Annotated in this window: 15 protein-coding genes; 4 read left to right on the top strand and 11 right to left on the bottom strand. The window is 46.2% G+C overall.

The features are described from left to right. Positions 1 to 36: 36 nt before the first annotated feature. The 5 genes from MHH49_RS12230 to MHH49_RS12210 all read right to left on the bottom strand — a co-directional run bounded on the left by MHH49_RS12230 (position 37) and on the right by MHH49_RS12210 (position 5,138). Complete coding sequence (locus MHH49_RS12230; RefSeq protein WP_036678577.1) at positions 37 to 1,191, bottom strand: cation:proton antiporter; 1,155 nt, start codon at positions 1,189 to 1,191, stop codon at positions 37 to 39. A gap of 222 nt (positions 1,192 to 1,413) precedes the next feature. After that, positions 1,414 to 1,737 carry an L-rhamnose mutarotase gene (locus MHH49_RS12225; RefSeq protein WP_038573529.1) on the bottom strand — a complete coding sequence of 108 codons (324 nt, stop codon included), beginning with the start codon at positions 1,735 to 1,737 and terminating at the stop codon, positions 1,414 to 1,416. 122 nt (positions 1,738 to 1,859) lie between these two features. Then, a complete protein-coding gene (locus MHH49_RS12220) occupies positions 1,860 to 3,020 on the bottom strand; it encodes an ABC transporter permease (protein WP_341138179.1) in 1,161 nt (386 codons plus the stop codon). Next, positions 3,013 to 4,185 (bottom strand): ABC transporter permease, encoded by a 1,173-nt coding sequence (locus tag MHH49_RS12215; RefSeq protein ID WP_051491030.1) that lies wholly within the window; start codon positions 4,183 to 4,185, stop codon positions 3,013 to 3,015. Before MHH49_RS12215 ends, MHH49_RS12220 begins: the two co-directional genes overlap by 8 nt. A 17-nt stretch (positions 4,186 to 4,202) precedes the next feature. Further along, positions 4,203 to 5,138 carry an ABC transporter ATP-binding protein gene (locus MHH49_RS12210; protein ID WP_036678569.1) on the bottom strand — a complete coding sequence of 312 codons (936 nt, stop codon included), beginning with the start codon at positions 5,136 to 5,138 and terminating at the stop codon, positions 4,203 to 4,205. A 164-nt stretch (positions 5,139 to 5,302) separates the two neighbouring features. On the opposite strand from MHH49_RS12210, the gene MHH49_RS12205 reads away from it, so the two are divergent. Then, the gene (locus MHH49_RS12205) at positions 5,303 to 6,460 is read left to right on the top strand and encodes a sensor histidine kinase (RefSeq protein WP_341138178.1); all 1,158 of its coding nucleotides are present in this window, start codon (positions 5,303 to 5,305) and stop codon (positions 6,458 to 6,460) included. A gap of 17 nt (positions 6,461 to 6,477) precedes the next feature. After that, a complete protein-coding gene (locus MHH49_RS12200) occupies positions 6,478 to 7,131 on the top strand; it encodes a response regulator transcription factor (protein ID WP_341138177.1) in 654 nt (217 codons plus the stop codon). 455 nt (positions 7,132 to 7,586) lie between these two features. Here MHH49_RS12200 and MHH49_RS12195 read toward each other — a convergent pair whose 3' ends face one another. The 5 genes from MHH49_RS12195 to ftsE form a co-directional block, all read right to left on the bottom strand. Continuing rightward, positions 7,587 to 8,897 carry a PDZ domain-containing protein gene (locus MHH49_RS12195; protein WP_076144674.1) on the bottom strand — a complete coding sequence of 437 codons (1,311 nt, stop codon included), beginning with the start codon at positions 8,895 to 8,897 and terminating at the stop codon, positions 7,587 to 7,589. Positions 8,898 to 9,011: 114 nt separating this feature from the next. Next, on the bottom strand, positions 9,012 to 10,478 hold the full coding sequence (locus MHH49_RS12190) for a S41 family peptidase (protein WP_341138176.1): 1,467 nt from the start codon (positions 10,476 to 10,478) through the stop codon (positions 9,012 to 9,014). Between the two features lie 124 nt (positions 10,479 to 10,602). Next, positions 10,603 to 11,901, bottom strand: coding sequence for a murein hydrolase activator EnvC family protein (locus MHH49_RS12185; protein ID WP_341138175.1), 1,299 nt, complete (start codon positions 11,899 to 11,901; stop codon positions 10,603 to 10,605). A gap of 28 nt (positions 11,902 to 11,929) precedes the next feature. Next, entirely contained in the window at positions 11,930 to 12,844 is a 915-nt protein-coding gene (gene ftsX / locus MHH49_RS12180; protein ID WP_341138174.1) for a permease-like cell division protein FtsX, read from the bottom strand. After that, on the bottom strand, positions 12,834 to 13,520 hold the full coding sequence (gene ftsE / locus MHH49_RS12175) for a cell division ATP-binding protein FtsE (RefSeq protein WP_036678556.1): 687 nt from the start codon (positions 13,518 to 13,520) through the stop codon (positions 12,834 to 12,836). The genes ftsX and ftsE overlap by 11 nt, the downstream gene beginning before the upstream one ends. A gap of 342 nt (positions 13,521 to 13,862) precedes the next feature. On the opposite strand from ftsE, the gene MHH49_RS12170 reads away from it, so the two are divergent. Both MHH49_RS12170 and MHH49_RS12165 read left to right on the top strand, forming a co-directional pair. Next, positions 13,863 to 15,290 (top strand): VanW family protein, encoded by a 1,428-nt coding sequence (locus MHH49_RS12170; protein WP_341138173.1) that lies wholly within the window; start codon positions 13,863 to 13,865, stop codon positions 15,288 to 15,290. Positions 15,291 to 15,443: 153 nt separating this feature from the next. Then, positions 15,444 to 15,851 (top strand): CBS domain-containing protein, encoded by a 408-nt coding sequence (locus MHH49_RS12165; RefSeq protein WP_341138172.1) that lies wholly within the window; start codon positions 15,444 to 15,446, stop codon positions 15,849 to 15,851. A 37-nt stretch (positions 15,852 to 15,888) separates the two neighbouring features. Here MHH49_RS12165 and MHH49_RS12160 read toward each other — a convergent pair whose 3' ends face one another. After that, positions 15,889 to 16,482: a DL-endopeptidase inhibitor IseA family protein gene (locus MHH49_RS12160; RefSeq protein WP_341138171.1), complete on the bottom strand. Its 594-nt coding sequence runs from the start codon at positions 16,480 to 16,482 to the stop codon at positions 15,889 to 15,891. Between the last annotated feature and the right edge of the window lie 59 nt (positions 16,483 to 16,541).

Genomic DNA, 16,541 nt, shown 5'->3' with positions numbered 1-16,541 from the left:
ATATAAATGGCCAACAGGACTCCCTTTTGTTATGGTTTATTTCCCTTCCGCACGCACTGGATCACGGAACATAAATTTCAATAGTGGCGGCGTTACAAGTGTAGTTACAATGACAACAATAATGACCGAAGTAAAATACTGTTGCTGTAACAAGCCGCTTTGCAGCCCTGTGGCGGCAATGATCAACGCAACTTCCCCCCGTGAAATCATCCCTGACCCAATAATGGCAGACGAGTGGTTATCAAAGCCTGTAAGACGCGCGCCCAGACCGCCACCAAACAGCTTGGTCAGAATGGCAACCACCGTAAGCAAGATCACGAAGCCTATTTGACTGCCTACCCCTTCAAAGGAAACACTAAGTCCGATACTTACAAAAAAGACCGGCACAAAAATCGAATAAGCAATCGGCTCGAGCTTGGATTCTACCGTGTGCTTAAAGGAAGTTTGCGAGATAGCAATCCCAGCCGCAAAGGCACCAATGATTCCTGCCATCCCCATGATTTCAGCAAAATAGGCGAATGCGAAACAAATCATTAACGCTGCTGAGATAACTGCCTCTGTCACCTTCAGCGGAGCCATCCATTTCATGACCCGAGGAACAATAAACCAGCCGGCAACAATCGCTACGGCAAAGAACAACACCTTTTTCCCAATTAGAAGACCAATAGAAACGTCTGCCCCTGTACCGAAAAAGCTCATCAGAACAGCGAGCAAAATAACAACCAGAATATCATCTACTACAGCAGCCCCCAGAATTGTAGAGCCTTCACGTGTGTTCAGCTTATTCATATCTTTTAACACCTGCACCGATATGCTGACCGATGTTGCACTAAGAATAACGCCCATAAACAATGCATTATGATAAGCAAAACCAAACATTTCTCCTAAGGCGAACCCACCCAAAAAGGGTAATATAATTCCACCGACGGCTACTGCAAAAGCTGATTTCCAGTTCTTGCGCAATTGATCCAGGTCCGTCTCAAGCCCTGCTATGAACATTAACAGTAGAACACCGATCTCAGAGATATAATGAATAAACTCTCCATCCTGAACCCAGCCCAGTACCGCAGGCCCCAGTATGATTCCCACAATAAGCTTGCCTAGCACAGCTGGTTGCCCAAGCCGCACAGATAGATCACCAGCTACTTTGGTGAACAATATGATCAGCATAAGATATAAAACAAACTCCATCTTTCTATCCACTCCCTTGTTGTATATAAGAACTGCCAACCAGGAGCTTCTCCAAGCCAAAAAAAGACAAAGAGGAGCCCTTGTTGACAGGCTCCTCCAAAAAACAAATAATTATTCAATTTAACTTTATAAATTATATTATACCTATATTTAAAATAACTGTAAACCAGATGCGCCGATAATATAATTATGCACATTTGATTTGTTCTAGAATGCAATTACTTATTTCAGATAGAACACTTCACGTAAGGGCTGCATAGGCACCTCATCATTGAAATCAAATGACCCTTCAACCATCTTAGAGGTAATCGCATTCCAGCGGTTGCAGGCATCACTTTTGGCAATGTAATCAAAAGCCGCCTTACTATCCTCACACTCATAACAGTAAAAAAATTGATTGCCATTCTGAAAGATGGAATAGTTAGAAATACCAGCCTTACTGTGCTCCTCCAAAATTTCTGGCCAAGGATTTAAATGCATAGCTACATACTCCTCTAAACATTCTTCCTTCACCCGCCATGTCCAAGCCAATTTATTGCTGCTCATCTGCTCATCCTCCTAGAAATCCCCTCTTTTGCACATATTAAGAACTAGGGACATTTGATACCTATTATTGTACCTGAATAGAGTAGTCCAAGCTATGCATATCTATATTCTCTGGAAATTTCTTAAGCGTTAATTCCGGCTTCACTCGGACGAAGAATAGCAGAACCAATCGCCAGCAGCACGGCGGCCATAAGGCCCAAGATGGCAAAGGGCAGCCATAATTCATTCCAGCCCCCACCTGTAGCAGCGATATCGATCGCTTGGATCGCCCATTTTTGCGGTACAAAATTAGCTGCCTTCTGCATATAGTCCGGCATAATGGATAACGGCCAGAAGCAGCCTCCAAGCATACATGTCGGGGTCAAGATCAGCGAATTAAGCATGCCCGTATTATTGGGATTGCGAATCAGACCTGCTACCGTACTAGCTAAACCCATGGAAACGAGCATAAATGCTGCAAGAACCAAGAAATACAAGTAGAGCGGTAACCCAAAGTCAAACTGCAGCACATAACGGCCTAAGGCAAGTATTACAATGATTTGAATTAACCCAACGATGAAGCTTCCCAGAAAATTACCGAGGGCAATCTCATACGAACGAACCGGGGCACTGAACATACGTTTCATCGTTCTTTCTCTTCGATCATCCATAATAAGTGACACTGAACTTGTAACCAGCCCCATTAAGAACATCAAAGTAAATCCTGTGACGATGCTTAAGCCCTCTTTGGGATATAAATCATAATCCGTTCTTATACTGCCTACACTATGTTGCTCTGCTCTCTGCATTACGGCAGCAAACTGTGAGTCCGAGCCAGTAGCCTCAGCCCGAGCTGCTCCAATTAGTCCAGCAGTGTTTCGCATTTCATCAGCAATTACACGGATTTTCATTTTTACCATAATTGATGTTTCGGTAGCCTTAAGCTCATACACACTAATTTGCGGCTCTTCTCCAGCAAGCAGTGCGGAGGTGAAGTTTTGCGGTATCAAAACACCGGCTTCTCCGTTCTGATCGATAATACTCTCCCTCAAATTATCCTCATCTGTCTTCTCCACAAGCTTATAATCACCGGTATTCTCCAGCTCGGTAAGCAAATGATTACCTGCTGCACCATCATCCATATTCGAATATAAAATAGTAGCCGGTCTTTCACCCATACTTCCACTAATTGCTACTATCACCGACACGACAATACAGGGCAGAAGAATATACGTAAGCAGCCCATTCCGAGAACCGATTGTTCTTTTCACCATATTCCAAGCAATCGTTAAGATCTTATCCATGGTAACCTACCTTCCGGTACGAGATAACCGCTCCACTGAATAGAACTAGACAGATGATCGACATGACCAGCAGATTCGGCAAAATCTCTGAGACCTCTGCATGCAGCATCATTTTTAGAACAGCTTGTAGCACCCAGTGATTCAGGGTAAATGCCCCGACGGAGTTCACCCATGATTCCGGAAGTGGAGCCATCCCTCCACTAATAAAGGTCATGACCACAGTGATAACATTAATAATACTTCCTGCACTTGCTTTAGTTTTGCTAAACATTGAAATGACAATCGATAACGTCATGGAAGCAATGATCATTAAGAGACAGAAGAGCAGCAGCAAGCCCGGACGATTGCCCCAATTTACGCCAAACAACAAGTGAGTCAGGATAATAATCGCTGCACACTGCACTACACTTACAACCCCTACACCTAACATTTTACCAATAAACAGCTCAGAACCTTTTACCGGCATTGAAGTTATTCGGAAGAGGGTATGATTTTCTTTTTCATTAAAAAGAGAGGTACTGACGGTCAAACCGCTATATAGCAGAAACATCAGCATCATGGATACCGCATAGAATTGGGAGGCTGTATAGGATCGGCCACCTTCACTGAGCGCCCCAACCTTAACAGAAGGCTGCTCCCCCGAACTTGGTGCAGTAACGGTCAAAGCTTCTGGACCCAGCGTCATAGCTACGGACTGCTTATAGTTAATATTGTTCAAAAAGTTATCGAATACCGTCCCCGCAACCATATTATCTGTCCGATCTTTACCCAGAATAAACTCTAGCTGTGCAGTATCACCGCTTTGTACTTTTTTATCGAAGCCTGGAGGAACAATAACCGCATAACCATATTTTCCGGTACGCAAGCCGCTTTCCGCTGTCTCTCGGCTCCCTACTTTGACCGGAATGATGATATCCTTAAGCTCCGGCGTCTTCAAAAAGCTGTCTATCATCGCCGAGCTTTCATATCCTTCTCCAGAAAGATTAACTATACCAACACGTACTGGATCAATCTCAGACGCTGCCTTATCACCGATTACACTGGAAAGGGAGGCACCCAGCAGAAAGATCAAAAGCAGCGGTAACAGAAACATATTAATGATGATTGAGCGTGAAATAAACAGCCTGCGAAGCTCATAAATCATAATTGTCCAAATATTTCTCAAAGCGTTCTCTCCCTCCTTTAATCGCGCAATGTCCGTCCTGTCAAACTAAGGAATAATGTCTCCAGATCCGGCTCCTCTATATTCAAAGAACCAATAACCCCTTCATGTTTAGCAAAAATAAATAAGATATCCTGCAGCTCATCCTGTGAGGAGGGAAGATACATTTCTACCGTTCCCTCTTTACTTTCCACTCTCGTGATCCGCGGGTGTAGACTAAGCTCATTGATTAGCTCCGGGGTGATGTTCGTTGCTTTGACCACTATTTTTTCTTCTTGAGAAACCCGTTCCCGCAGCTCCTTTTCCGTACCACAAGCAATGATATGTCCCTTATCCATAATCGCTACCCGATCACAAATGGCTGCAACCTCTTCCATATAATGACTAGTGTAAATGACGGTTGAGCCAAGCCGATTGAGCTCTTTGACCGACTCAAGGATATGATTACGAGACTGCGGATCAATCCCTACGGTCGGCTCATCCATAATAATCAGCTTTGGATGATGCATGATGGCACAGGCGATATTCAAACGTCTCTTCATCCCTCCGGAGAAGGTGGCTGGTTTTTCTTTGGCACGGTCACTAAGTCCTGTGAAAGCAAGAGCTTCCGCCACCCGCTCTTTCAGCAATTTTCCCCGCAAACCATACAATCTTCCGAAAAAAGTTACATTTTCAGCTGCTGTCATTGTATTGTACAAAGCCAAATCCTGCGGAACTAAGCCGATCTTTTTCTTAACCTCCAGTGCATACGAAGAGACTGATAACCCATCAATAACAATGTCTCCACTATCAATCTTTAGCAGGCCGCAAATCATACTTATAGTTGTACTTTTACCTGCCCCGTTCGGGCCTAGCAGGCCAAAGATCTCTCCTGCTTGAATCGTAACATTCACATGATCTACCGTTAATTTGTTCTCATACCGTTTCACCACATCGGTCAACACCGCGATTGCCATCTCTTATCTCCCCTGTCGTGTGTGCTTCTATATTTTCAATTTTATTCTAGGTTGAATTTTTACGGATGTACGAAAGGTCATTTTTTGAAGGTGACTAAAGTCATCTCCTGAAGTAGTGGGATAATATGCTAAGATTATTAAAAAACATAAAGGATGACTAAGGCGTGCCCAGAGAGCTAAATTTATTGCGTTACGGACTCATCTTAATCCCTGCGTTTATTACTATTTATGTCTATCAATATAACGATTATGGAATCTTCACGCTGCATATCCTGATGCTTCTATTCCTTGTGGTCATGGTGCCAAAGCTCCCTAGATCCATTCATGCTTTGATTAGTATCATTGAAATCTTGTTCACGGCCTGGTTATGTTATCAATATGGCAGCATGATGATTTTCCCCGCTATATCAGCACTGCTTTATTATTCTAGACTCCAGCCTAAAGCAGTGCCTTACGTGTTCACAGGTGTACATCTGATAGCTTTGAACGTTGCACTCCAGAATTCTCCATCGCTCGTAGTGACTTACATTAACTTTTCATTTCTGCTCACTACCTACCTAAATAAGCTATTATTAAAAGCTGGCCAGCGGCGCGAAGACACTCTTCTTCTATATGATGAGTTGCGCAAAAAGCATTTCGAGCTTGATGAAGCTCGCAACCGCCTGCTGGAGTTCAGCGCGCAAGTAGAAGAGTCTGCCCAGTCCAAAGAGCGCGTCCGAATCTCACGCCAGCTCCATGACGATATCGGCCACCGGCTAATCCGGATTAAAATGATGATGGAGGCCGCCCTCCAGACCTTGCCCACCTCTCCCGAGAGCGGAATGCAAATGATGGAATTGATTCGTGACCAGCTGTCGGCCAGCATGGACGATATGCGGTCCGCAGTTAAACGTATCAACTACACTCCGAAGCTTGAGGGAGCTTATGCGTTAGACCGGCTGCTCGAAGAAATTGGACGTGAGACGGGGATCGAGACCTCATACCAAGTACAGGGCATACCTTATCCACTCTATCCTAGTATTCAAGTAATCCTGTACAAAAACGCCCGTGAAGCTATAACCAACGCCTTGCGGCATGGAAAAGCAACGTCCATCCGGATCAAAATTGACTACGCGCAAGCAGGAATCACTATGGATGTTAGCAACAATGGAGCGCTTCCCGAAGGAGAGAAACTCAGCAAATTATTGGGGCGTGGTGGGGACGGAATGAAAGGAATGTACGAGCGAACGCATTTAATCGGTGGAACACTCGAACTGAGGCAGGAACCACATTTTACAGTCATTACGCGGCTGCCCATTTATAAGCAGGATGAGATTGTATAACGAAAGGAGCCATGCTAATGATTAAAGTGTTGATTGTTGATGACGACCCCTTTATTCGCCAAAGTCTGCAAGTATTGCTAGGTATGGACCCAGATATTGAAGTTGTCGGAGCAGCTTGTGAAGGTAACGAGGCCTTGGAATTACTTCAAAAAGGATTAAAGACCGATGTAGCTCTGATGGATATCCGCATGCCCGGCTGCGGTGGCGTTGAAGGAACGGAGAAGATTAAGCAGGCTTTTCCGCAAATTGCGATATTGATGCTGACCACCTTCGACGACGATGAATATATCATTGAGGCACTGCGCAACGGAGCTAGTGGATATTTGCTCAAAAACATACCGCCAGACCGAATCATCCAGGGCATTAAAACGGTTTTTGAAGGGAACATGCTTATCCACCCTGATATCGCCCGCAAGCTGGCTACCTTTCTACAGCCTACGGCACGGCAAGAATTGCCACAGGTACAGCCACTGGAATCATTCGGATTGACCAAAACAGAGCTGGCTGTAGTGTCTTCTATCGCCGAGGGGCATAGCAACAAAGAAATCGCCGGACAGCTTTTTTTAAGCGAAGGTACCGTCAAAAATTACATAACGGATATATTAAGCAAATTAGAGCTCCGCGATCGTACGCAAATTGCAATTTTTTATTTGAAGAACATGCGGGGTTGAACTAGTAGCATAAAGCCTGTGAATAGGCCACCGCCAAAGTTAGTTTTTCTTACGTATGACCCCTGATAATCAGCCAAGAGGGCTTACGGACTTCAATGACGCTGCTTCTTGGGCGCGGGCTCGGACTCCAGTGACATTACTCCTTGGCGCGGGCTCGGACTCCAGCGACACTACTCCTTGTGTGTGGGTTCGGACTCCAGTGACGCTATTTACAATTTTATCGGCGTTTGAGCAGAGTTTCGGACTCCAGCGACGTTATTCCTCAGAAAGAGGCTCATTTGGGATGTTTTTAATGCCAATAGCGGCTTTGGGGTCCCTTACCATTGTAAAAAAGCGAAAATGCTGCGATTAGGGTCAGCTGGGTCCGATAGCAACTTCTCGCACGCGAAACTACCATCTAATCAAAAACAAAGATGCCCCATTCACCATTTCATGGCCTATGGGGCATCTTCTAGTTATCCTTCCGCTGATTCCTGCTTGGCTTCAGTGGTTTTTTTTCGTTTAAGTTGGCCGTCCGGAAGGTTCCGGCTGCGTATGCCTGTCTTCATCCCGATGATGCTGTAGATGCTGGAAGGCTTCGCCTCAGCGGTAATCATCCCATCCGTCTCCGGCACCAAAATAATACCGAGCTGATGGTGATCCCCATCATAGATTGGACTTTGAAGGTATTTGCTCTCCCCTTCACGGTTCAGCACCTCCAGCTTACAGAACGCTGGATTCATGCGCAGCGCCTCATGTAGCTGCGCCGCATCGGTCAACAGGACCCCGTTGACCTTCAGTAAGATCTCACCGGGCAGGATGCCCAGCTCCTGGCCGGGACTGCCCGGCAGCACGGCCAGCACTTTGCGGCCGCGCGGTGGATGCACGAAGATGGGGCTGATGCTGCGCTCTTCCAGAGCGCTGTACCAGCTTAACCCTTCGTGCAGCACAATGGCTGCGAGCGCCGCGACCAGAGTCAGCGGGCTCCACCAAGCGGCAAGCAGGCTTAAGCCGAGCAGGACGATGCTGTAGATCAGCAGTCGTCCTGCAGTGCGGGCCGCCTTGCGCCCGGGCAGCATGCCCTGCGTCATCTCGCTGAAGCCGATGATGACGGGCAAAGAGACGATGCCAAGGCTGCCGCCGAGCAGCGAGTGCCATGGCAAATCCGTTCCTGCACCCGAAGGGAGCAGCAGGAACAGCGGCAGCGGCCAGAAGGCCTGCAGCTGATAGCCGCCAACGACCATGCCGCGCTTTCCCTTCAGGAAGAGCGGCGTTGCAAGCTTGGCCCCTTGTCTGCGGGCCAGCAGTGCCTCCGCCATGTGCAGCAGCGCAGCTAACACTAGCAAAGCAGGAATATCCATCTCCCGTATGGCGGTGGTAATATTCCCTACCGTTCCACTATCTAAAGCATCTGGAAAGAAAGAAATTACAAATTGTATGATACCTAACAAGCCTATAGAATACGCAAAGCACAAATACCGTACACGCAATAGCGACAACACGAGACTAACTACCCAAATGCAGGCTACAGCCGTACCTGATAATGATATTCCTAGCAGAACGGCTGCTATAGAGACGACCAAACCCATGACTAGACCACTCCATACCGTCCGCCACGTTTCCTGACCCCAGCTATGTAATTTCACATGTATCAGCTTTCGTTCTAATGCCACCTGCCTACGGTAATATAACGCAATAAATATAATAGCAATGTAGTAATACGGCTGGATCAATAAGTGTAAGAACGCAGTGCCCAAGCTTCCTAACAGTTCCTGAATCACATTCAAACTGTTCGTCACACTCCTTTTCGTCCGATGACTGATTTGTATATATTCTAATTCCTCTACGTCGGTTGGCATTTTCTTATCTAAAAGAAAAAAAGAAGGCTGAATTCAGCCTTCTTACTTTTTCGACGCTGCCGCCTTAATTTCCTTCTGAATCTCAGCAATCCCTTTATTCCGTTGGTTGTCGTGAACAGGGTCTTGAATGACCTTGATCAGCGCCGCTTCCAGCGCCTCGGCTGTCTTGGCGTCAATTATGCCTGTGACTTGAAGCTTTGCTGTACTTTGGAACTTCTTCACTGCGTCCTTAGTGCCAGCATCGAAATAGCCATCTTTACGTCCAGGCTTATAACCCAAACCGTCCAGCATCGTCTGTGCACTCTTCACATCAGCGTTGTTCATATTATATTGCAGCGCCACGCTCTTGTTAATTGGAGCCACCGAGAAGTAATCCGGCTGCGCTACCGCGATATCCGGTTTAATGCCCTTACCGTGAATCCATGTGCCGTCTGGCGTAAGCCATTTGGCAATGGTAACTTTCAGCAAGCTGCCGTCTCCAAGCTGTTTGTCAAAGCTCGTCTGCACGGTACCTTTACCGAAAGAATTGTCACCGATCAACTTAGCTCCTGCCGACTGTTGCAAAGCACCCGCCAATATTTCCGAAGCACTTGCGCTACCTTTATTCATCAGCACGACCACTGGATAAGCTTTACTCGATCCTTTTGAGGTACTAACTTCGCGTTTTTTGTCTTTATATTCTATTTGCACTATAGATTTGCCAGCTGGAACGAATTGCTCTGCCATTTCAATAACAATCGGAAGAACACCACCTGGATCATTACGGACGTCAATAACAAGTCCCTTCATGCCTTGCTTCTCCAGCTTCTCCAGCTCTTCCTTGAATCGTTCTGCGGTATTCAGGGAGAACTGCGTAACCTCGATTACACCCACATTGTCCTTTTCCATGGTAGCGTAGACTGTTTCAAGCTTTACATCATCCCGGGTAAGAACAAATTCCAGCGGCTCTACAGCGCCGGAACGTTGTATTTTCAAAGTGGCCTTACTGCCCTTAGGACCGCGAATCTTGGCAACAGCTGCATTCAGCTCCATACCTTCCAGCGATTCACCGTTAACGGACAAGATAACATCTTTGGCCTGAATCCCAGCTTTCTCAGCAGGTGAGCCCTTGATCGGAGAGACCACGACTACCTTGCCATTATCCGAAGAGACCTCCGCACCGATACCTGAAAAGGAACCCTCAATGCTTTCTTCGAATTTCTCAGCTGTTTCTTTACCCATATAGTTGGAATAAGGATCGCCCAGCGCTTCCATCATACCGTTGACAGCACCGTCTATCAGCTTCTCCCGATCTACTGTCTCGTAGTAATTGCTCTCAATCAGACTGAGAGCAGTTCCAAGCTTCTGGGATTCCTTCTGCTGAAGGCCAGTAACCTGCAATGCTGAGGCCAGTCCTTCTCCTGCAGCTTGTCCAATAACATGACTATAACCCGTCACGCCCAAGGTCACCAGACTACCGCATAGCAGGGCGGCGATAATCATAAACGCCGCTGTGCTTTTTTTTAACATGATGTTCCCACCGTCCCTTCTTGTCCATCTCGCAAACAACTCCATAAGTCCGTCCTGAAAGGTACGGTATCTCTTCCAGTATATGCCGTACACTCAAATAATATGAGTTATAAGTTCTTAAAAATTAGAGATAAGGCATCGGATTTACTGTCTTGCCGTCGATCCGAACTTCAAAATGGAGATGGGGGCCCGTCGAATTACCTGTAGAACCGGATTCAGCAATCACATCCCCACGATTGATTCTATCCCCAGGGCTAACCTTGATACCACCTTTACGGATATGTCCGTAGAGGGTCCAAACTCCGCCGCCATGATCAACAATTACACAATATCCATAGCCGCTATACCATTCAGCTACGATTACCGTTCCGGAATCAGCCGCATGAATATTGGTTCCTTGTGGAACTGCAAAGTCTACCCCGGTGTGTACTTTCCCCTTCTCACCCGTAATTGGGTGTGTCCGTGGTCCGTAGGAGGAAGAGATTCTTGCCGAACCTACAGGCAGCAGGAAGGGTCCATCTCCACCAGCATACGCGGTTGAGGAGCTGGAGCTTGAACTGCTGCTTGCCTTGCTAGCTGCAGCTTTCTTGGCCGCTGCTGCTGCCCGGCGTGCTGCTTCTGCTTTGGCGGCTGCTGCTTTGCGAGCCGCTTCCTCAGCTTTAATCTTATCCTTTTGGGTTTCCAAAGCAGAACGTTCGCTCGCCAGCTTAACCAGCTTCTCGTTCTGCTCTTCACTTAGATCATCGCTTTCTTGAATCTGCTTATCATAAAATGCGATAAGCTCCTGCTTCTCCGCTTCCTTCTCTTTCAGCAGGCTTCTCTGATTTTCCAAGGAGGTGTATAACTGCTTGGCTTGAGCATATTGCCCCTCAAGCTCCTGCTTCTTCTCTACAACTGTCTGCTTGTCCAGCTTGTGTTGGACTAACAGCTCCTGATCCTGATCCACAATCATCTTAAGCGAATCGGTGCGGCCCAGAAAATCAGAGAAGCTTGTCGATGAGAGCAAAACATCTAGGTAAGACACCGCTCCATCCGTGTACATCAACCGGACACGGGATCCTAAGAGTTCTTCTCTTGAGGCCACTCGTGCCTCTGCTTCATCCAATTCCGTTGCTGTAACGTTAAGGGATTCTTCTGTATCGGAAATTTTGTTAGAGATTTCGGTCATTTTGCCTTTAACTTGATCCACTTGCTGCAATACATATTGTAAATTAATATTTGTCTTATTCTTATAGTGCTGCGCTTCCTGCGTTTGGGACTCCGCTTTCTCTTGCTGCGCCTTAGCTTCCTGCACCTCTTGTTGCAGCTGCTTTAATTGCTTATCGATCTCGGCAACACTTGTTTTTTTGGCATATCCATCAGAGGGTTGGAATATAGTGACAGCTAGTAACATTACGGCTAGTCCGGCGGCAATCTTCTTCAACTCGCACTCCCCATCCTTCACTCTTAAATTAAACTTTCAAAAACTTACGAATAGAAACCGTACTTCCCCAGACGCCGATTAGCACGCCTAGTCCAACTAACAGACCCACGAGCAGCAGCCAAATATCACTGAAAGGGATCAACTGCAATCCGAGCATAGGATCTCCCTGTATCGAAGATTCCAAACCGTTGTAGCCGGCATATAAAACGCCCGAAGTAATCAATGATCCAATGAGTCCAATTAATGCCCCTTCTATAAAGAAAGGCCAACGAATAAAATAATTTGTCGCGCCTACCAGCTTCATAATCCCAATCTCTTTACGCCGGGCAAGAATCGTTACCCGAATAGTATTGGAGATGAGGAACATAGACATAAGTGCCAGCCCCGCTACAAAAATAAATCCAATGTTTCGTACGGCACGCGTGATTTTAAACAATGTTTCAATCGAGCCTTTGCCATATTTCACTTTGTAGATAGGCTGCTCGGTATGTGTCTTGTTAAGGGCTTGAATCTTCTCAGCCACAAAAGCAACGGTTGTAGGTTCAATAACCTCTACCTGAAGGGTATCTGGAAGCGGGTTATTATCTTCATCGAACCCTTCCAGAAGCTCTGCTGCCTCCTCGCCCATATCCGCGCGGAGATCTTTAAGTCCCTGTTCCTTGGAGATGAACGTAATCTTGCTGACCTCCGGCATATTGCCAATTTCAGTCTGCAGGGTCTCGCGCATCTTCTGATCTGTATTCAAAGCTAGATGCACTTTGATCTGTACCTGACTGTCTGCCTCATCAGCTACAGAATTTACGTTGAGGACAAGAAGAATAAATACACCTAGAACAAAAAGAGAAACAACAATCGAAGTGATTGAGGCGATCGACATCCAGCCATTACGGAATACGCTTTTGAAGCCTTCCCGCACATGTCGCAAGAAGGTTTTAAAACTCATAACCATATTCCCCTCTCGCTTGGTCTCTGACAATGTTTCCATTCTCAATCGCAAGCACCCGTTTGCGCATTTTGTTCACAATATCTCTGTTATGGGTAGCCATTACAATCGTTGTTCCGCGAAAATTAATCTCGTCAAGCAGCTGCATAATGCCCCATGAAGTCTCGGGGTCTAAGTTACCTGTAGGCTCGTCCGCAATAATAACAGAAGGATTGTTGACGATAGCCCGTGCAATAGCGATCCGTTGCTGCTCACCACCAGAAAGCTGTGAGGGCTCACGATTCGCTTTACTTCTCAGCCCAACCAAATCAAGAACCTCATTCACACGTTTCTTGATGACTTTTTTCGGTGCTTCAATAACTTCCATAGCAAAAGCTACATTCTCGTATGCCGTCATTCTGGGCAAAAGCCGAAAATCTTGAAATACAACGCCGATATTACGGCGGACATAAGGGATTTTGCGTGGTTTTAGCTTTCCTATATTGAAACCTCCCACCGAAATCTGTCCTTTGGTAGGCACTTCTTCTCTATAAATCAATTTCATAAAAGTAGATTTACCCGCGCCGGAAGGGCCGACAACGTACACGAATTCATTGCGGTCGATTTTCACTGAAACTCCTTGCAGTGCGTGAGTTCCGTTAGGGTACGTTTTCCATACATCTTGCATTTCAATCATTTTCTCACTTCCCAATTATGACATTTTCCACTTGTGCGAATCGACATTGTCCACCTCAAGTTTCCATAAACTTCAATATTTCCGCAATGTATCTATTGTAACAAATCTGTAACTGATTGAGTACCCCGTAACTGCACGACTATTCGAAAGTTTTGTAGTGACTGGACATATACATATAAAAAAGCACCTAACGGTGTCTGTTATCAGATGTCGTAACTCCCTTTATTAGAGACTACTTGTTTCTTACTAAGTTATTATCGGTATCCCACGAAGTGTTCTTTAAGTTTTGTTACAGGGCCGCGCCTGCTTAGCGCAATCCAAATCCCCAAAAGGAGATTAATTATGAAAAAAATCCATGCTGCCCTCATAGTGGTCATCGCACTCGTCCTTATCGGCTCCTGCATTTACGGAGGGCTTCATCTATATGGCAGCAAAACTACGCTTCCAAAGGGTACAACCCTTGCCGGCTGGCAGGTCGGAGGCATGACCCTCACCGAGGTCCGCTCCCAGCTGGATCAGCGGCTGCGTGCCCTCGAATCCGTCCCTCTAGTGCTAAAAGTGGAGGGCAATGCAGATTTACCCCTAACTCTTAGTAAGACTGGGTTGAGTTATGAAGCCGCTGCTTTTCAGCAGGGCTTAAAAGAGCTTGCCGAAGGAACGCTTTGGGAGCGGGTAAAGGCACGCTATAACTTCCCTAAGCTGTGGAAGCTTGAAACGCATCTGGAAATCGCACAATTCCAGAAAATTCTAAGTCCCACTTGGGAGAAGGAGTCCTTTGGTGAACCAGTGGACGCTACGCGCCGAATTACAGGCGATGACCGAATCGTATATACTTCTGAGAAAACTTCCCTGGAGGTCGATTGGACAGCTCTGGAGACTTCCTTAGGAGCAGCTGCCCCCACCAGCTTCAATCATCTGAATACCCTGTTGGAGAAGGGAATCACGATGGAAGTCCCTTTGTTAATCCTGCAGCCTGACATAACATTAAAGAAATTAAAGGAACAAGGTATCGAGCGAAAAGTAATGCAGTTCAGCACCTCTCTAGGTGCAAGTGGACCTGGACGAAGCTACAACGTGGAAGCTGCTGCCAAAGCTGTGGATGGAACCATTCTCCCGCCTGGAGCCGTCTTTGATTATGGAAAAGCTATAGAAAAAGCAAAGGTGAATTACGGCTTCCGTGAAGCGCCGGTGATCGTGAACGGTAAGCTACAAGCAGGTGTTGGTGGAGGGATCTGCCAAGTGTCGAGCACTCTTTACAATGCCGCACTGCGTATAGGGCTAGAAATTGTGGAGCGCCGTAATCATTCCTTGCCCGTCAACTACTTACCCAAAGGTCAGGACGCAACATTTGCTGAAGGTTATATCAACTTTCGTTTTCGCAATACGACTGGCAAATATCTCATAATAAAAGCGGCTGTGCAAGGTAAATCCCTGACCATAAAGCTGTTCGGCACGTTTCCGCAAAATGTCACTTACAAAGTTCATTCAAAGACAGTAGAGGTACTCCCTCCAGTCGATAAATACGTAAACGATTCTTCACTGCCTCGTGGCAGCTCACGCGTTATTCAAAATGGGAAAACCGGATATATTGTAGAAACCTACATTACAAAGTATGTTGACGGTAAATCCACTGAGGTGAATAAACTGTCCCGCGACGTATATTACGCACAAAAACGATTAATCGCCATTAATCGTGGAGGCGTGAGCAAATCCATAATCCCCGATGTCCCCCGAAAGCAGCTGGTGGAGGACGGGGTCCGCAGTGAATAGCTAACAACAAATAACCGGTCAGAGCCCCTAAGGTCTGACCGGTTATTTTTGCCAGCAATCTATTTTACCTGTAGCTTACGTTACCCGGCTTTGAAATTTACGATTCAGGGGTACATTAGAAGTAGACCCATAATCAGAAAGGATGAACATCCTATGACAACAGTCCTTGTAAAGGATCTTACTGGTATTGTCCGCAGTGCTCCCGCTATTTTTGCCTCACGCACTTGCAGAGAAGCTCTTCGCGTCATGTTTCAGCATCCAGAATCCAAATGTATCGTCGTCTGCAATGCTATGAATGAACCCCTCGGATTGTTGATGAGCGAACGTTTCTTTTTAAAAGCTACAGGAAGATCCGGAGTAGATCTGTTCTACAGAGAACCTGCCATGAAGCTTATGAACAAAACCCCGCTCATTCTTGACATTTCCACTCCACTCGATACGGTATTGAGCCTCGCTAAGAACCGCCCAGACCCTATGAAAAGTGATTGTGTCATTATCACTCGCAAAGGTAAATTCGTTGGTGTTGCATATACCTCTGACCTTATCCGCGCCCAAGCGTAGAACCTCTTTGCTCTTCCTCTTCTACCCTAACCCTTCCTCAAAAAAGAATATCCGGTGACGTATCAATTCTCCAGTATCCATTCACCTTTTTCAGCTTCACATACACCGACTCACTGCCTTCCTGCCCGCTCGAATAAGGAACTGTTAAATCAAATTCAGCGGTTGTTGCAGTTTTGGAGAGCATTCGGGCGGTGGCTTTTTCAAACATTAATGAGTTTCCAAGATCCGCATTCACCTGTGACATTCTACCTTCATGCTCCAAAAATTGAGTCTGCACATAATAAGCTGCTGCATTATGCGTGTAGGCTTTTTTTATGTAATTCATCAGCTTCGCCTTTGTCCCAATATCATTGGAAAGGTAACGGTACTCTTGCGCTTTATACATGAAGGTTTCCATCGGGAAAAAGTTGCCCCCACGGCTAGTATAGAAATAGATTGCTCTGGCATGTACAACAAGCGGTACCACACTTTTTACCGTCAAATTGTTTATAGTAGCTGGGCCTTCTTTTCCTGTGCCAATCACAGCCACATTTTTTATTGCCGCTGATGATGAAGCTGCCATAACTCCGCTACCTGCTGATAAAAGGCCTAAGGATAGGGCCAACGAACCAAGCATCCATTTTTTGTTCATCTGAAGTTCCTCCTCTTTCATCTAAAAAATACAGGCGATCGCCACTGTTTCAGCTTATG

The sequence above is a fragment of the Paenibacillus sp. FSL F4-0122 genome (assembly GCF_038002845.1).
GTDB lineage: Bacteria > Bacillota > Bacilli > Paenibacillales > Paenibacillaceae > Paenibacillus_AQ > Paenibacillus_AQ odorifer.
The sequence above is the reverse complement of the archived record's forward strand: the minus strand, read 5'-3'. Positions and strand labels throughout refer to the sequence as shown.

Coding starts and splice junctions, on each gene's coding strand:
- MHH49_RS12230 (WP_036678577.1), bottom strand. CDS start 1,191: ATGGAGTTTGTTTTATATCTTATGCTGATCATATTGTTCACCAAAGTA.
- MHH49_RS12225 (WP_038573529.1), bottom strand. CDS start 1,737: ATGAGCAGCAATAAATTGGCTTGGACATGGCGGGTGAAGGAAGAATGT.
- MHH49_RS12220 (WP_341138179.1), bottom strand. CDS start 3,020: ATGGATAAGATCTTAACGATTGCTTGGAATATGGTGAAAAGAACAATC.
- MHH49_RS12210 (WP_036678569.1), bottom strand. CDS start 5,138: ATGGCAATCGCGGTGTTGACCGATGTGGTGAAACGGTATGAGAACAAA.
- MHH49_RS12200 (WP_341138177.1), top strand. CDS start 6,478: ATGATTAAAGTGTTGATTGTTGATGACGACCCCTTTATTCGCCAAAGT.
- MHH49_RS12190 (WP_341138176.1), bottom strand. CDS start 10,478: ATGTTAAAAAAAAGCACAGCGGCGTTTATGATTATCGCCGCCCTGCTA.
- ftsX (WP_341138174.1), bottom strand. CDS start 12,844: ATGAGTTTTAAAACCTTCTTGCGACATGTGCGGGAAGGCTTCAAAAGC.
- ftsE (WP_036678556.1), bottom strand. CDS start 13,520: ATGATTGAAATGCAAGATGTATGGAAAACGTACCCTAACGGAACTCAC.
- MHH49_RS12170 (WP_341138173.1), top strand. CDS start 13,863: ATGAAAAAAATCCATGCTGCCCTCATAGTGGTCATCGCACTCGTCCTT.
- MHH49_RS12165 (WP_341138172.1), top strand. CDS start 15,444: ATGACAACAGTCCTTGTAAAGGATCTTACTGGTATTGTCCGCAGTGCT.
- MHH49_RS12160 (WP_341138171.1), bottom strand. CDS start 16,482: ATGAACAAAAAATGGATGCTTGGTTCGTTGGCCCTATCCTTAGGCCTT.